The organism is Burkholderia cenocepacia, assembly GCF_014211915.1.
GTDB classification, from domain to species: domain Bacteria; phylum Pseudomonadota; class Gammaproteobacteria; order Burkholderiales; family Burkholderiaceae; genus Burkholderia; species Burkholderia orbicola.
On record NZ_CP060040.1, the window covers coordinates 226762 to 242634 of the forward strand.

Consider the following 15873-nt stretch of genomic DNA (forward strand, 5'->3'; position numbering starts at 1 on the left):
GTATGCGCGCGCGGCCGGCGCAACAAGACGAGCAATCATTCCGGTATGCCGACTACCCGACTCGCGGGTGCATGCCGCTTCGTTTCCGGCGGCGGTTTCCCGGGGTCGATTCGCATTTAAAAATGTCTGACCACACCGCATCGCGGTGGCGAATCCGGCGCATACTCGTTTCTCTCCCCCCGCCTGGCCGTCGCATGCCGGGCTCCGATGCGCTGCGCCAGTGGCGCGGCCATGCCGCTCGGTACGCACGAGGAGCGCATGATGTCCGATTGTCCGCATGATCCGTACGCGCAACACTACATCCATTGTTTGCCGTTTGGCGCGCAGCCCTGCGGCGCGCTCAGCACGACGCCGCGCACGCATTTCCGCGTGTGGGCGCCCGGCAGCACCCACGTCCAGCTCGAACTGGATACCGGCTACGGCCCGATGCTCGTGCCGATGACGAGCGCCGGCCCGAACTGGTTCGAAGTCTTCGTCGACTGCGGCGCGGGCGCGCGTTACCGCTATCGTCTCGACGATACCGTGTCGATTCCCGACCCCGCGTCGCGTTCGCAACCCGAGGGGCTCAACGGGCCGAGCGAGGTCGTCGATCCACGCGCATTCACGTGGCGCAATACGTTCTGGCACGGGCGCGCATGGGAGGACGTCGCGCTCTACGCGATCCGCCCGCACGCGGTGGGCGGCTTCGACGCCGTGCGCCGCCGCCTGCCGCAGCTCGCGCGCCTCGGGGTGACCGCGCTGGAGCTGCTCGCATCGCCGCACGACAGCCTGCCGTTCGCGCCGCTCGCGGCCGAAGGCGGCCCCGACGCGCTCAAGGCGCTGATCGACGCCGCGCACGGCTACGGTCTCGCGGTGCTGCTGGAGCTCGACTACGCGCGCTTCGGCAGCGGCACCGATGCGTTGCGCCACTACGCGGGGCCGTTCTTCCATACGCGCGACGATCCGCTGCAGGCCGCGCCGCTCGCGCTCGATCATCCGGAAGTCTGCGATTTCTTCTGCGACAACGCGCTGTACTGGCTCGACGAATACCGTTGCGACGGGCTGCGCCTGCGCGAAGCCGACCGGATCGGCGTGTCGTGGCTGCGCGAGATCGCGGATCGCGTGCGCGCCGCCGTGCCGGCCGACCGGCTGATCCACCTCGTGCTCGGCAGCGAGCGGCATCCGGCGCATCTGGCCGATACCCATTTCGACGCGCAGTGGAACGGCTGCGGCGAACGCGCGCTGCACCGGCTCACGGGGCGCGACACGTCGGCGCGCGAGCGCATTTCCACGCACCAGTCGATCCACACGCTCGCCCGCGCGCTGACCGCGGCCGGCGCGGCGTACCAGCCGGCCGCGTCGGCGGACGGGATGGCCTTCGACGGCGGCCTGTCGCTGACGTCGCTCGTGCTGTCCGATGGCGCATGGCGCGACGGCGGCCCCGGCGATCCCGGGCAGGCGGCCGGTCTGGCCGCGCTCGCGCTGTCGCTGCTTACGCCGCAGATCCCGCTGATCTTCGACGAGACCGCGCGCGACATCGATCGCGCGCATTTCGTGCAGTCGGCGCTCGCGGTGCGCGCGAAGCTGATCGCGCCGCGGCTGTCCGATTGCCGGCCGCAGGAAGCCCATGCGCTGAAGGCGGACGGCGACGGCGATGCCGACGCGCTGTGCGCATCATGGCGGCTCGCCGACGACGAGACGTTGACGATCGCGTTGAACCTGTCGCCGGATGCGGTGCCGTTCGATGCGCCGGGCGGACGGGTGGTGTTCGAGACGCCGGCACGCGCCCGCGATCGGGTCGATGAAGGGGAATTGCCGCCGTATTCGCTCGTCGCGTGGCTGACCGGCGACGTCAATCGTTACGCGCTGACGCACGACGTGCGTCGCATCGACGACGGTTCGTGGCGCGGCATGCGTCCGAACCTGAACGCATGAGCCGGTGAACGCGTGAAGCGGTGCGGCCGGCCGCGGTCGTACGCAGCCGACCGCCTGCCGGAAAGCACCGAATTACCAGAACCCGCGAATGCCCGCGATGCCGTACGCGCCGTGACGGCGCGCGTCGTCGAGATGCGCGCGCGTCATGCCGCCGAGTGCGAACACGGGCATCGCGGCCTGTGCGGCCAGCGTGTCGAATCGCGCCCAGCCGAGCGCCGGCGCGCCGGGGTGGCTGAGCGTCGGCAGCACCGGCGACAGCGTGACGAAATCCGCGCCGGCGCCCGCGGCCAGCAGCAGGTCGTCTTGCGTGTGGCACGCGGCGGATACCCATCGATCGGCCGGCAGCGGCCGTTGCGCGGCGGCGCGCAACGCGGCGCCGTCGAGATGCCAGCCGGCGCCGTCGAGCCGTATCACGCCGGTTGCATCGATCGGGCCGTTCAGCATCAGGTGCGCGCCGGCCGCGTCGCAGCGCGCGAGCGCCGCGGCGGCCAGCGACGCGAACGCGGCCGCGTCGAGCGATTTCACGCGTAGTTGCACGAGCGTTTCGCCGCGGGCGAGCACGGCCGACAGCCGGTCGAGGAACGCCGCCCGATCGGCCGCCGACGCGGACGCCGGTTCCGGCGTGATCACGCAGCAGCGCGGCAGCGGCGCGTTCATCGTGCGATGCGACGCCGGGCCGTCATTCGTCGGCCTCTTTCGCGATCTTCGGATAGACGCGCACGAGCACGATGCGCGGCCCGTTCATCTTCTTCACGACGACGTCGAAGCGGTCGAACGACACGCGCTGCCCTTCGGTCGGCAGGTCGCTCAACGCCTGGATCACGAGGCCGCCGACCGATTCCGCGCGGCCTTCGTCGATGTCGATGCCGAGCGCCTGCTCGAGCGACACGACGGGCAGGCTGCCCTTGCCCATCAGCGTGCCGTCGTCGAGGCGGCTCCAGTCGGCGTCGCCCTGGCGGAATTCGTCGTGGATCTGGCCGACCAGCGCGCCGAGCAGGTTGTCGAGCGTCAGGAAGCCGATCGGCTTCTCGCCCTTGTTGCCGACCAGCGCGAAGTGCGGGGCGCCCTTGCGGAAGCGGCGGAACAGCTCCAGCGCCGGCGTATCGGGCTTCACGTACTGGACCGGGCGCACGTAGTCGGAGAGATCCTCGAGCGCGGCGCCCGCGTGACGCGCGAGCAGCAGGTCCTTCAGGTGGATCAGCCCGCTCACCTGTTCGCGCGACGCATCCTCGAACAGCGGATAGCGGCTGAAGCGGTGCCGCGCGACGATCTCCATGTTGTCGGGCAGCGGCAGGTCGCGCCGCAGGCCGATCATTTCATGGGCCGGCCGCATCAGGTCCGACACGGTCATCGACGAAAAATCGAGCGAATGCGCGAGCGTGTTCCACTCGTCGTTGGTGTACGTGCCGCGCGCCGGCTGGGCCGCATTGCCGGCCGCGCTGCGGCGGCTGCGCAGGATCAGCTTCAGCTCGTCGGTCGAATAGTGCGCGTCGCCGCCGTGGTCGGCCGACAGCCCTGCGAGCCGCAGCACCGCGTTGGCGCTGGTGTTGAGCACCCAGATCGCCGGATACATCGCCCAGTAGAACGCGTAGAGCGGCAGCGCGACCCACAGGCCGACCTTCTCCGGCTGCCGGATCGCCATCGACTTCGGCGCCAGTTCGCCGACGACGATGTGCAGGAACGAGATCAGCGAGAACGCGAACACCAGCGAGATCAGGTGCACGACGCGCTCGGACTGGACGCCGATCAGGTCGAGCAGCGGGCCGAGCAGTTGCGCGAACGCCGGTTCGCCGACCCAGCCGAGGCCGAGCGATGCGAGCGTGATGCCGAGCTGGCACGCGGAAAGATACGCGTCGAGCCGGCCGTGCACGATGCCGAGGATGCGCCCGCGCAGGCCGTGCTTGCGGGCGAGGGTCTTGACGCGCGTCGCGCGGAGTTTGACGAGGCCGAATTCGGCCGCAACGAAGAACCCGTTCAGGGCCACCAGGAACAACGCGCCGATGAGCGCGAAGATCTGTAACAAAGAATCGCTCCGGTTATGACAGGCCCATCAGTATAGAGCCAGAAAGGAATTTGTAATGCGTCGGGCGACCGCTTGCTTACACCGGCGCCTCGCAGGGAATCGAGAAGGTGAGGGTGGCGGCCGCGCCGTCGGCGAACGCGTCGTGCGTGAACGTGCCGCCGTGCGCGAGGGCGACGCGCTGGCATAGCGCGAGCGTCCACGCGCTGCGTTTCGCATCGCGCTCGTGCAGCATCTCGCGCCGCGCGAACGATTCGAACGCATGCGGCTGCGCGGGGTCCACGAGAACGCCGGCATTCACGGTGCAGGTGGCGCGCGCGGTGAACTGCGCGCCGTCGCGCGTGCAGGCGAACGCGACCCGGCTGCCCGCGGCGCTGGCTTCGACGGCCGTCGTCAGCAGGGTCCACAGCGCCTGTGCGACGCGTTCGCGATCGACGGTGAGCGACGGCTCGCCGTCCGGCAGCGTCGTGTCGAGCGCGACCTGGCGTGCGTCGGCGAGCGCGAACCGGACGAGCGCGATCGTTTCGTCGAGCAGCGCGCGCAGCGCGAACGGCTGCGGCGCGAGCACGAGCGTGCGCGTTTCCGCGCGTGGCGCGTCGAGCACGCCATCGATCAGCGCGACCTGCTGGTCGATGCCCGTGCGGATGCCCGCGAGCGCGCGCTGGAGATTGGGATCGGCATTGGCGAGCTGGCGCTCGAGCACGTAGGCCCAGCTGTGCATCGCATTCAGCGGGCTGCGCAGGTCGTGCGACGCGGTGGAGAGCGCCTGGTCGCGCAGGAACAGCGCCGCCTGGGCGGCGTAGTGCGCTGCGCGTTCGCGCAGCAGGTCGGCGGCGGGATCGACGGAAGTGGACGTCACGGAGCTGGCCTGTCGGAAGCGGTTGGCGTGGAAGTCACGCGAATCGCCATTATAGGGACGGTGGGCGTCACGCCGGCAGCGCGTCCTCGTCCTTTTTCCGTGCGTCGCCGTTCGGCAGCAACTGGCACGCGAGCAGGCCGGCGAGCATCAGCGCGCAGCCGACGAGCGCGCGCAGCGTCAGCGTTTCGCCGAGCGCGGCCCAGCCGGCGATCGCCGCGAACACGCCTTCCATGCTGAAGATCACGGCCGCGTGTGCGGGCGCCGCGTCGCGTTGCGCGACGACCTGCAGCGTATAGCCGACCCCGACCGACAGCAGCCCGCCGTACAGCAGCGTCGGCAGCGCGCCGCGCAGCATCGCGGCGCTGACCGGTTCGACCGCCAGGCCGACCGCGAGACACGCCACGCCGCACACGGCGAACTGCAGGAACGCGAGCACGAGCGGATCGTGGCGCTTCGCGAGATGGCCGACCGCCATCACGTGCGCGGCGATGATGACGGCGCCCGCGAGCTGGAACCAGTCGCCGTAGAGCACCGAGAAATGCTCGTCGATGCTGAGGAAATACAGGCCGATCGCTGCCAGCAACGCGCCGAACCACGTGCCCGCGCCGATCCGGTGGCGCGCGAGCGCGCCCATCAGCGGCACGATCACGACGTACAGCGAGCTGATGAAGCCGGCGTTCGCGATCCGCGTGTATTGCAGGCCGACCTGCTGCAGCGAGATCGATACGGCGAGCAGCCCGCCGAGCGCGAGGCCCGGCAGCAGCAGCGCCGGTTCGCGCCGGATCGCCGCGAGTTGCGCGCGCGACGCCGCATTCACCATCAGCAGCGGCACCAGCACGAGCGCGCCGAGCAGGAAGCGCAGCCCGGTGAACAGGAACGGCCCGATCACGTCGAGGCTCAGGCGTTGCGCGACGAAAGCGGAGCCCCAGATCGCGGCGGCGCCGAGCATCAGCAGGTTGGCGCGGAGGTGCTTGCGGGCGTCGGGCTTCATCGGCATTCGTCTGGAGATTAGGGGCGGCGGGCCCGCCAGTTTACGCCGAGATTGCAAGGCTGTCGGCAAACCTGCGCAGCGCGGCGGCGGCCCGGGCGTCGCGGACGCGCGAATACAGCACGACCTGCGATTGCGGCAGCGGCGGCAACCCGAATTTCGCGCCGACGTCGACCAGCGTGCGCGGGGCGACGCGCCGCGCGAGCGGGCAGACGGCCAACCCGGCCGCGGCGGCCGCCGTGACCGCCGCGACCCCGCCGCCCGTGAAGCGCTCGCGCCACGGCAACCCCGCGCGATCGAGCGCGCGCAGTGCGGCGGCCCGCACCCCGCAGGGGCCGGCCAGCACCGCGAGCGGCAGCGGCTCGCCCGCCCGCGGCGCCCAGTCGGGCGCGGCGAGCCATGCCAGCGGCTCGGTGAACAGCGGCGTGGCGTCGTCGCGCGGTGGGTCCTCGCCGGGCTCGTGCCGCGCGATCACCGCGTCGAACCGCCGTTCGTCGTATTGCGGGAGCAGGCTCGTCGACGCCCCGAGATGCATTTCCAGCGACAGCCCGGGGTCCTGCCGGTGCAGGCTCGTCAGCACGGCCGGCAGGTCGGGCACCGCGACGTGCTCGCTGACGCCGAGCGACAGGCGCACCGTGCCGGTCGAGATCGCGCCGAGCGCACGCTCGTGCGCGTCGAGCAGCGCACGGGCGGCCGGCAGGAAATTCTCGCCGTCGGCGGCCAGCTTGACGACGCGCGGCGTGCGCGCCAGCAGCGGCTTGCCGAGATGGGCCTCCAGTCGCTTCAGCTTCAGACTGACGGCCGATTGCGTGGTGCCGAGCGCATCGGCGGCGCGCGTGAAACTGGCGAGGTCGGCGACCAGCACGAACGCGCGGACGGCATCGAGATCGAGTACTTTCATTTCAAATGAAAATAAATGAAATATTCATCAATGACTGTTCATTATAGGTGGGCGCGCCTAACCTGACGCTGTGTTTTCGTTCTTCAACGTCACTCACCGACAGGAGCATGACCATGCCATTCACCCGTATCGCCGTACGCGAAGGCAAGCCGGCCGCCTACCGCAGGGCCCTCGTCGACGGCGTGCAACGCGCGCTGATCCAGACGTTCAACGTTCCCGAGGACGACATCTTCATGGTTGTAACCGAGCATACGGCCGAGAACTTCGTGTTCGGTCGCCACTACCTCGATATCGAACGCAGCGACGATCTCGTGATCATCCAGATCACCGCGAACAACACCCGCACGCTCGAGCAGAAGCGCTCGCTGTACCGGGCGATCGCCGACAACCTCGCGCAGCAGCCCGGCGTGCGGCAGGAAGACGTATTCATCGGTCTCGTCGAAGTGCTGAAGGAGAACTGGTCGTTCGGCAACGGCATCGCGCAATACGCCGTCTGACGCGCCGGCTTGACCTGCCACAGGGCGGCGGGGCCGGATCGATGCCCGCGCGTTTGGGCGGCGTGTACTATGGAAGCTGCTTCACGAGCGACGCCGGCGCGGTCGATGCGCCGGCGATCCTTCATGTGCAGGAGCCTCCATGTCGCGTGTGCTGGAAATCGTGTTGTCGTTGTCGCTGGAAGGATGGCCGGTCAAGGGCGCAAGCCGTGCCCGTGGCGCGCAACGCGACTTCGGCGCCGAACTCGTGCGCGCGTGGCGGATCTGCCCGCAGGTCCGGATGCGGCGCGGCCACGAGCGCGTGACGGTCGAGCCGTGCCAGATCGAGGAGGCCGAGCGGAGCCCCGGTGCGAGCTGGTGGACCTGGGTCGAATCGAACGCGCATGGCACGCGGGTCGTCGCATCGCGCACCCAGACGTTCGCCCCCGGCATCACGCAGCGCGAACTGTTCGACGCGGAACACGCGGGCATCGTCGTCGCGACGCCGCTGCCGGTGCCCGCGACGGCTGGCGCGACCGATGCCGACGCACCACCGGCCGCCGAAATCGACGGCGTTGCACCGAATACCGACGAAGCGCGGGCCCAGGCGTCGGCGCTGCGCCTCGTCAGCGAACGGCGGCGCGGGCGCTGGGCTGACGACAGCGGCGTCGTGGTCGAGATGACGCTCGACGACATCACGCTGCACGGCGGCGGCGAGCCGCCGCGCCGCTACGTCGAGCTGCGTCTGGCCGCGCCCGACTGGGAAACCGTCGCCGCGCGCACGGCCGCGCTGCACGCGCTGTTTGCCGCGGCGCGCGAACTGAGCGGCGCGTGGCCGGCCTTCGTGCAACTGACGAGCGTGATCGACCGCGCCTGTGCCGGCGGGCCGGTGGCCGCCACGCTGGTCAAGGCGCAGCCCGTCGACCTGACCGGCATCCGCACGCAGCGCGCCGCGCTGTTCGCGCTGTCCGGCGACATCACCGCGCAATGGCTCGGCAACGAGTGCGGCGTGCTTGATCGCGACGATCCCGAATTCGTGCACCAGATGCGCGTCGCGCTGCGCCGCCTGCGTACGCTGATGCGCTTCTTCCCGCGCTTCGCCGACCGTCAATGGAAGGACACGCTCGGCGCCGATCTGCGCTGGCTCGCCAAGCTGCTCGGCACGGTGCGTGACTGGGACGTGTTCGCGACCGAGAGCCTGCCTGCGCTGATCGCGGCCGATGGCGGCGGTAGCGATTGGGACGGCACGCTCGATGCCGCCCGCGCGCAGTCGATGGCCGCGCGCGTCGAGCTGCGGCAGGCGCTGCATTCGGCGCGCTATGCGCGGCTGACGCTCGGCTGGCTCGAATGGCTGAGCGCGCTCGCGCTGCCGGCGGCCGACGGCGACGACGCGCCGTCGCTGCGGCGTCACGCGACCAAGCGCGTACGGCGGCTGTTCGGGCATCTCTACGGATCGCCGTCGCTCACGTCGCTCGACACGGCGGCACGCCACCAGGTGCGGATCGATGCGAAGCGGCTGCGCTACGCGCTCGAATTCTTCGCGTCGCTGGCGTCGCGCCGCACGCGCACCGAGACGGTCAAGACGCTGGCGCGCGTGCAGAGCGTGCTCGGCGAAGCGAACGACGCGATGGTCGCGCTGCATCATCTCGAGCAACTGGCGGCGCCGCCGTATCAGCTTGGTTTCGTGCGCGGTTACGGCGCCGCGCTCGAACAGCGGGCGGCGCGCGACGCCGAGACGCTGCTGGCCAGCCTGCGGCCGCCGAAGCTCGACGGCAAGCCACGTTGAGCGCCGTGCGCCGCCCCTATAATGGCCGCCCGTTTCCCGCACGCATGCCGATGATGACCGACGTCCCGCCTTCTTCCTCGTCCGCCGGACCGCTCGAACTGGGCGGCGAGCTGTGGCTGCGCGCCGGCGAACAGACCCTCGGCGGCGCGACGCGCATCGCGCTGCTCGCGGCGATCGGCGACACCGGTTCGATCACGCGCGCGGCGAAGGCCGTCGGCCTCAGCTACAAGGCCGCGTGGGACGCGGTCGACACGATGAACAATCTCGCCGGCGAACCGCTCGTCGCGCGTTCGACGGGCGGCAAGGGCGGCGGCGGCACGACGCTGACGCCGCGCGCGACGTCGCTGATCGCCGCGTTCCGCACGATCGAGCGCGAGCATCGCCGCTTCATCGAGGCCGCGAGCGCGGCCGTTGCCGGCTTCGACGTCGACTGGGCGCTGATCGGCCGGATCGGGATGAAGACGAGCGCGCGCAACCAGTTGTTCGGCAAGGTCGCGTCGCTCGTGCGCGGCACCGTCAACGACGAGGTGACGCTTGCGCTGCCGGGCGGGCAAGCCGTCGTCGCCGTGGTGACGCACGACAGCGCCGAGGCGCTCGGGCTGCGGGAAGGCGCACACGCGTGCGCGCTGGTGAAGGCGTCGTGGGTCGTGCTTGCCGTCGACGATGGCGGGCCCGACCTGAAGGTGTCCGCGCGCAACCGGCTGCACGGCAGCGTCGACGCCGTTGCGGCGGGCGCGGTGAACAGCGAGGTGACGCTGGCGCTCGACGGCGGCGGGACGCTGACGGCCGTCGTGACCAACGACAGCGTCGATGCGCTGCAGCTCGCCGCCGGCCGGCGCGCGATCGCGCTGTTCAAGGCGTCGAGCGTGATTCTGGCGGTGACGGGCTGACCTGGCCGGCAGCGCGGCTCGCGTTGGCCGGCGGCCCTCGTGCGAGGCGGGGCGAAGCCGGTGCCGCACGCGTATGCATCGCACCGGCTTCGTTTCCGCTTGCAGCATGCGCCGCGCCGCGGCGTCTCTCAGGCTCCAACGTGGTAGCCGGCGCCACGCTCACGACCACGGCGTCGCGCGCTCAGGTGACGCGCGTCGGCCACTCGGCGTGCGGCGGGCTCGCCTGCACGCGTCCTTCGCTCAACTGCACGACCTGGTCGCCGAACGCGGCGACGTCGTCGGGGTCGTGCGAGATCAGCACCATCGGGATGTCGAGCCGCGCCTGCAATTCGGCGAGCTCATGGCGCATGCGCTGGCGCATCGCGCCGTCGAGCGCCGCGAAGGGTTCGTCGAGCAGCAGGATGCGCGGCTGCGCGACCAGCGCGCGCGCGAGCGCCACGCGCTGCTTCTGCCCGCCCGACAGTTGCGACGGATATTGCCCCGCGAGCGATTCGAGGTCGAATGCGCGGAGCCAGTACGCGACCTCCGGCGGCACCGTCTTCGCGCGCGGGTTGCGCAGGCCGGACGTGAGCCCGAACGCGATGTTCTGCCGCACGTTCAGGTGCGGAAACAGCGCGTAGTCCTGGAACAGGTACGCGACACGGCGTTCGCGAGTCGGCACGTCGATGCGGCGCGCGGCGTCGAACAGCGGCTCGCCGTTCAGCGTGATCGTGCCTGCGTCGGGCGTCAGCAGCCCGGCGATCGCCTGCAGCGTCATGCTCTTGCCCGCGCCCGACGGCCCGAACAGCACGACGCGCTGCGTCGTCGCCGTGAACGACATGTCGAGCGTGAAGCGGCGCTCGGCGCTCGCGCAGGTCTTGCGGATGTCGACGACGAGGCTCATGCGGGCCTCCGTCGAAGGAGGCCGGCCGCCGGACGGCTCCGGCGATGCGGACAGGACAGGCGCTTCATGTCAGCTGGCTCCGCCGGGCGCGCGACGGCACGAGCCAGCCGGTCGCGAGCAGCACCAGCACGCAGGTGATCGACGTCACCAGCACGAGGAAGTTGGCCGTGCTGTCGTCGCCGGCCTGCACGGCCGCGTAGATCGCGACCGACAGCGTCTGCGTGCGGCCGGGCAGATTGCCGGCGATCATCAGCGTCGCGCCGAATTCGCCGAGCGCGCGCGCGAACGCGAGCAGCGCGCCGGCGAGAATCCCGCGCGTGGCGAGCGGCAGCGTCACGCGGAAGAACACCGCGGCTTCGCCGAGCCCGAGCGTGCGCGCGGCGCGCTCGAGATGCGGATCGACGCCCTCGAACGCTGCCCGCGCCGATTTCAGGATCAGCGGAAACGCGACGACCATCGACGCGATCACCGCGCCTTGCCACGTAAACACCAGCTCGATACCGAACTTGTCGAGCCACGCGCCGAACACGCCGCGCCGGCCGAGCAGCACGAGCAGGTAATAGCCGAGCACCGTCGGCGGCAGCACGAGCGGCAGCGTCAGCACGGAATCGACCACGTCGCGCAGCGGCGAGCGCCAGCGTGCGAGCACGAACGCGGCCGCGACGCCGAGCACGATGTCGAGCGCGGTCGCCCAGCCGGCAACCTTCAGCGACAGCAGCAGCGGGACCCAGGCGTCTTGCATCGCGATAAGCTCACTTGACGGGCTTGAAGCCGAACGTCGACAGCACGGCCTGGCCCTGCGGCGACGCGACGAAATCGATGAACGACTGGGCCTGCGCGGCGTGGCGGCTGTCCTTGACCACGGCGATCGGGTAGGTGATGACCGTCTGCGTCGGCACCGTCAGCGCGACCTTCACGCGGCCCGGCATGATCGCGGCGTCGGTGCCGAACACGAAGCCCGCGTCGACCTCGCCGCGCGCGACGTAGTCGAGGCTCTGGCGTACGTTGGCAGCCAGCACGCCCTTCGCGCTGACGGCGTCCCACACGCCGGCCGCGCGCAGCGCACCCTCGGTGTAGCGGCCGACCGGCACCGAGGCCGGGTCGCCGTACGCGATGCGCTTCACGCCGGGCGCGGTCAGGTCGTTCAGCGACGTCGGCGCGGCCGCGCGGCTGTCCGCCGGCACGATCAGCACCAGCGAATTCGCGGCGAAATCGCGGCGCGTGCCGGGCACGATCACCTTTTCGCTCACCGCGCGATCCATCGCCTTCTGGTCGGCCGACGCGAACACGTCGGCCGGCGCGCCCTTGGCGATCTGCTGCATCAGCACGTCCGATGCGCCGAAGTTGAACAGCACCTTGGTGTCCGGATGCTGCTTCTCGTACGCGTCGCCGACGGCCTTGAATGCGTTCGTCAGGCTGGCGGCGGCCGACACGACCAGTTCGTCGGCGGCGGAAGCGGGCGCGCTGAACGCGAACCCGGCGGCAAGCGTGGCGATCGGCAGCAGGCGAAGCAGGGTGCGGCGAAGCGGACGGACGGTTGAGCGCATGGTGGATTCGTTTTGAACGGGTAGAAACCGTAATCGTAATATAGGGCGGGTTATAACGCTCGGCATACTGCGCATGCGACGGTGCGCATGAAATGGTCAGACGTGGGAAGGGCTGGCCGGGCGGGCCGTCACGCGTGAAGCGTAGGCGGCGCCGACTCGGTGCGCTGCAGCGACGACGGCTGCGACGCGGGATGGTAGTTCGGGTTGGCCTTCCAGCGCGCCCGGACGAACGGACGCTCGTGTCCCGACAGTTCCAGCGCGACCTTGGTGACCCAGCGGTGCGACGGCACCGTGAGGCCGTGCAGCGCCACGGTGACGAGCGCGAGGCTCGCGACGACCGCCGGCACCGACCAGCGGTGCGGCACCGCCCGCCACGAGCCGGCGATGAACGCGAGCGCGGCGATTGCCCCGACGATGCAGCCGGTGATCGATTCCGACGGCGAATGCGCGTCGAGCGCGACGCGCGACACGCCGACCGCGACGCCGGCCGCCAGCCCGAGCGCGATGCCGGCGATCCGCACCGGCGTGCGCGTGCGGATCAGCGCGAGGAAAATCGCGACCGGATACACCGATGTCGACAGCATCGCATGCCCGCTGAAGCCGGTGAAATCCCACGCGCGAATGCCGATGCCCCAGCCGAGGAACGCGATCTTCGTTAGCGCCACCACGCCGATCGCGGCCGCGAGCACGCCGAGCCACGCGGCCGCGCGCCGCCACGAGTAGCCGAGCGCGAGCCAGACGGCAATCGTGATCGCGAGCGGCAAGGTCAGCCCGGCGCCGCCGAACGCGGTGATCATGATCCACAGGTGAGAAGGCAGGTCGAACATCGGGAAGGGGACGAACGAAGGCGGGAGAATGCTTAAATCAACGCGCGAGCCGGGAAGAACGACTACAACGGATACAAGCGGCGAAGCCCCAGTATAGCGCCGCGTCCGCATGAGGCCCGTTTTTTGCGCCGCCGGCCACGACCGGCGTGCAGGAAAAATCCTGGAAACAATGTTATGGTGCATTGCACAAAGTCGAACGATGCATCCGTTGTGGCGCTCTCATGGCGCCCCTATTTTTCCTGACTGCGAGCCCGATCGATGACCAAAAGTCTGACCAAAGTGTGGCTGGGCGGCATGAAACGCATGCTGTCCCCGACCGCCAAGCGCGCGGCGCGCGATGCCCAGCGCATCACACGCGACGCACTCGAGGCCGCGGCCTCAGATCTGTCCCCGCCGCGCGAATCGCGCGTGCGGCCGCGCGCCGCCGCATGGGCGGCAGGCGAGTGGACGCGGGGCGAACATCCGATGACACCCGCGCTCGGCCGCCTCGTCCAGAATCTCGCATACGGGCTCTACATACCGCCCGGCCGCCGGCGTGGCGCGATGCCGCTGGTCGTGATGCTGCACGGCTGCCAGCAGTCCGTCGACGAATTCGCGCAGGGCACCCGGATGAACCTGCTGGCCGACAAGCACGGTTTCGCGGTGCTGTATCCGGAACAGTCGCTGCGCGCGCATACGCACGGTTGCTGGCACTGGTATGAAGACACCGATCGCGCGGGGCGCGGCGAGGCGGACACGGTGGCGTCCCTGGTCGACGCGCTGGTCGACGAACATGGCTTCGACGCGTCGCGTGTTTACGTCGCGGGGCTGTCGGCCGGTGCGGGGCTTGCGTCGCTTCTTGCACTGCACCATCCGGACCGCTTCGCCGCGGTCGCGCTGCACTCGGGCCCCGCGCTCGGCGAGGCGAATTCCGGCATCACCGCGATGGACGTGATGCGGCGGGGCTTGAGGCAGAACCCGGCCGCGGCGGTCGATGCGCTGGTCGATGCCGGCGCCTATCCGGGCATGCCCGCGCTGATCGTCCAGGGTGACGGCGATCATGTCGTCGCGCCGAAGAATGCCGATCAGCTGACCGTGCAGTTCATGCGCCTGAACGGGCTCGCCGACAGCCGAGGCGCGCTGCGCGGCGGCGAGCGGGTCGAGACGCGCGAAACGGGCGCACAGATCACCGACGTGTGCCGCGACGGCGAGCCGGTGGTGCGGCTGTGTCACGTGAAGGGGCTCGATCATGCGTGGGCCGGCGGCGACGAAGCCGTGCCGTTTCACGCGGCGGTCGGCCCCGACGCCAGCGCGATGATCTGGGCTTTTTTCGAAACCCGTCGCCGCACTGTGGCGACCGAACGACGCATCGTCTGATCGACACTGGTCAAAGCCTAGGGTTTTCCCTATAATTCGGGAAAACCCTAGTCCAGAACCTTTGAATAGCGAGATCGATCATGTACCTGCTGAGCCACCTCTTCCTGATGCTGACCAAGAACGCTGACAAGGCCGCGAAAGAGCGCGCCGACGCGTATCTGGCCGAAGCCACCGACATCTACGACCTCGAATTCCGCATGCGCAAGATCGATCGCGACGCGGCAATGAACCGCCCGTATTCGATCGGCGCGCGCTAAGCGGCGCACGCGGGCCTGCCGGCCCGCCATTTCGATGCATCGCGCAAAAGGGCGCGTGCGGCACCATGCCGCACGCGCCCTTTTTGTATTTCCTGAGCCCTGAACCTGTGCCGCGTCAGACGACCGTCAGGCGCACCGGCACGTTGTTGCGCGTGGCGTTCGAATACGGGCACACGTGGTGCGCCTTGTCGACCAGCACTTGCGCGTCGTTCTTGTCGAGCCCCGGCAGCGACACGCGCAGCTCGATGTCGAGCCCGAAGCCGCCTGCGTCGTTCGGGCCGATGCCCACTTCCGCCGTGACTTGCGTATCGGCCGGCAGCGTCTGCTTGTTCTGGCCCGCGACGAATTTCATCGCACTCAGGAAACAGGCCGAGTAACCTGCGGCGAACAGTTGCTCCGGATTCGTGCCTTCCGCGCCCGTGCCACCGAGTTCACGCGGCGCGGCCAGTTTCACTTCCAGCTTGTTGTCAGCGGATACCGCGCGGCCGTCGCGGCCGCCCGTGCTCGTGGCGCTGGTCTTGTACAGAATGTTCATCGTGCAGCTCCTGTCGGGAAGAGAGGGGAACAGCGGTCCGGTCGGACGGAATGTCGCCGGCCATGGACAAAATATAGAACACAAATCATTAGTGTGCAAATGAAATTTTGAAGAAAAACCCGGCAGCAGCGGGCAGGTCGGTTCATGCCGGGCGTGTCAGCGTTCGTTGGCCACCGACAGCGCATCGCGCAGCTGCTGGAGATCGGCGCGCAGCCTGATCAGGAATTCGGGTGTCTGTTGCATCGCGCAAAAGAGGTCGGCGGGCACCGAGCGCGCGCGATCCTTCAGCGCCCGGCCTTCCGGCGTCACGCGAACGTTGACGACGCGTTCGTCGGCCGCGCTGCGTACGCGCTCCACGTAGCCGAGCGCTTCCAGCCGCTTGAGCAGCGGCGTGACCGTGGCCGGGTCCAGGTCGAGCCGCGCGGCGATGTCCTTCACGGCCATGTCGTCGCGCTCCCACAGCACGAGCATCGCGAGATATTGGGGATAGGTCAGCGACAGCTTGTCGAGCAGCGGCTTGTACGCCTTCGTCATCGCGTGCGAAGTCGAATAAAGCGCGAAGCACAGTTGCTCGTCGAGCGTCTGGGGCAGCGGAGGCAGGCGGTCCATGGTTCGGGAGGCGCGGCAATGCGCGAAC

The 15873-nt window shown here is 69.7% G+C and carries 17 protein-coding genes; 6 read left to right on the forward strand and 11 right to left on the reverse strand.

From position 1 onward, the window contains the following. Positions 1-261: 261 nt before the first annotated feature. The gene (locus SY91_RS17600) at positions 262-1914 is read left to right on the forward strand and encodes a DUF3459 domain-containing protein (RefSeq protein ID WP_185921400.1); all 1653 of its coding nucleotides are present in this window, start codon (positions 262-264) and stop codon (positions 1912-1914) included. Positions 1915-1986: 72 nt separating this feature from the next. Here SY91_RS17600 and SY91_RS17605 read toward each other — a convergent pair whose 3' ends face one another. The 5 genes from SY91_RS17605 to SY91_RS17625 all read right to left on the reverse strand — a co-directional run bounded on the left by SY91_RS17605 (position 1987) and on the right by SY91_RS17625 (position 6682). Further along, the gene (locus SY91_RS17605; protein WP_124591521.1) at positions 1987-2571 is read right to left on the reverse strand and encodes a thiamine phosphate synthase; all 585 of its coding nucleotides are present in this window, start codon (positions 2569-2571) and stop codon (positions 1987-1989) included. A gap of 22 nt (positions 2572-2593) precedes the next feature. Beyond that, entirely contained in the window at positions 2594-3937 is a 1344-nt protein-coding gene (locus SY91_RS17610; RefSeq protein ID WP_006479462.1) for a hemolysin family protein, read from the reverse strand. Positions 3938-4013: 76 nt separating this feature from the next. Next, on the reverse strand, positions 4014-4793 hold the full coding sequence (locus SY91_RS17615; protein ID WP_105798255.1) for a sensor histidine kinase: 780 nt from the start codon (positions 4791-4793) through the stop codon (positions 4014-4016). 67 nt (positions 4794-4860) lie between these two features. Next, a complete protein-coding gene (locus SY91_RS17620; RefSeq protein ID WP_006479461.1) occupies positions 4861-5784 on the reverse strand; it encodes a DMT family transporter in 924 nt (307 codons plus the stop codon). A gap of 40 nt (positions 5785-5824) precedes the next feature. After that, positions 5825-6682, reverse strand: coding sequence for a LysR family transcriptional regulator (locus SY91_RS17625; protein ID WP_011548168.1), 858 nt, complete (start codon positions 6680-6682; stop codon positions 5825-5827). A 113-nt stretch (positions 6683-6795) separates the two neighbouring features. Between SY91_RS17625 and SY91_RS17630 the strand changes: the two genes are divergently transcribed. The 3 genes from SY91_RS17630 to SY91_RS17640 all read left to right on the forward strand — a co-directional run bounded on the left by SY91_RS17630 (position 6796) and on the right by SY91_RS17640 (position 9831). Next, a complete protein-coding gene (locus SY91_RS17630; RefSeq protein WP_006479459.1) occupies positions 6796-7179 on the forward strand; it encodes a tautomerase family protein in 384 nt (127 codons plus the stop codon). A gap of 139 nt (positions 7180-7318) precedes the next feature. Beyond that, positions 7319-8941: a CHAD domain-containing protein gene (locus SY91_RS17635; RefSeq protein ID WP_006479458.1), complete on the forward strand. Its 1623-nt coding sequence runs from the start codon at positions 7319-7321 to the stop codon at positions 8939-8941. A 53-nt stretch (positions 8942-8994) separates the two neighbouring features. Then, positions 8995-9831, forward strand: coding sequence for a TOBE domain-containing protein (locus SY91_RS17640; RefSeq protein ID WP_034175294.1), 837 nt, complete (start codon positions 8995-8997; stop codon positions 9829-9831). A 181-nt stretch (positions 9832-10012) separates the two neighbouring features. Here SY91_RS17640 and SY91_RS17645 read toward each other — a convergent pair whose 3' ends face one another. From SY91_RS17645 to SY91_RS17660, 4 genes are all read right to left on the reverse strand, one after another. Continuing rightward, complete coding sequence (locus SY91_RS17645; RefSeq protein WP_006479456.1) at positions 10013-10714, reverse strand: sulfate/molybdate ABC transporter ATP-binding protein; 702 nt, start codon at positions 10712-10714, stop codon at positions 10013-10015. A 64-nt stretch (positions 10715-10778) separates the two neighbouring features. Further along, a complete protein-coding gene (gene modB, locus SY91_RS17650; protein ID WP_023474414.1) occupies positions 10779-11456 on the reverse strand; it encodes a molybdate ABC transporter permease subunit in 678 nt (225 codons plus the stop codon). 10 nt (positions 11457-11466) lie between these two features. Continuing rightward, positions 11467-12261, reverse strand: coding sequence for a molybdate ABC transporter substrate-binding protein (modA, locus tag SY91_RS17655; RefSeq protein ID WP_023474415.1), 795 nt, complete (start codon positions 12259-12261; stop codon positions 11467-11469). Between the two features lie 128 nt (positions 12262-12389). Then, entirely contained in the window at positions 12390-13088 is a 699-nt protein-coding gene (locus SY91_RS17660) for a phosphatase PAP2 family protein (RefSeq protein WP_006479453.1), read from the reverse strand. A 258-nt stretch (positions 13089-13346) separates the two neighbouring features. Between SY91_RS17660 and SY91_RS17665 the strand changes: the two genes are divergently transcribed. Further along, a complete protein-coding gene (locus tag SY91_RS17665) occupies positions 13347-14444 on the forward strand; it encodes a PHB depolymerase family esterase (protein WP_023474416.1) in 1098 nt (365 codons plus the stop codon). An 80-nt stretch (positions 14445-14524) separates the two neighbouring features. Further along, on the forward strand, positions 14525-14701 hold the full coding sequence (locus tag SY91_RS17670) for a DUF3563 family protein (RefSeq protein WP_011548159.1): 177 nt from the start codon (positions 14525-14527) through the stop codon (positions 14699-14701). Between the two features lie 115 nt (positions 14702-14816). Here the strand turns inward: SY91_RS17670 and SY91_RS17675 are convergent, their stop codons facing one another. Together SY91_RS17675 and SY91_RS17680 are read right to left on the reverse strand one after the other, a co-directional pair. Continuing rightward, entirely contained in the window at positions 14817-15236 is a 420-nt protein-coding gene (locus SY91_RS17675) for an organic hydroperoxide resistance protein (RefSeq protein WP_006479451.1), read from the reverse strand. Between the two features lie 156 nt (positions 15237-15392). Further along, entirely contained in the window at positions 15393-15845 is a 453-nt protein-coding gene (locus SY91_RS17680) for a MarR family winged helix-turn-helix transcriptional regulator (RefSeq protein WP_006479449.1), read from the reverse strand. Positions 15846-15873: the final 28 nt, after the last annotated feature.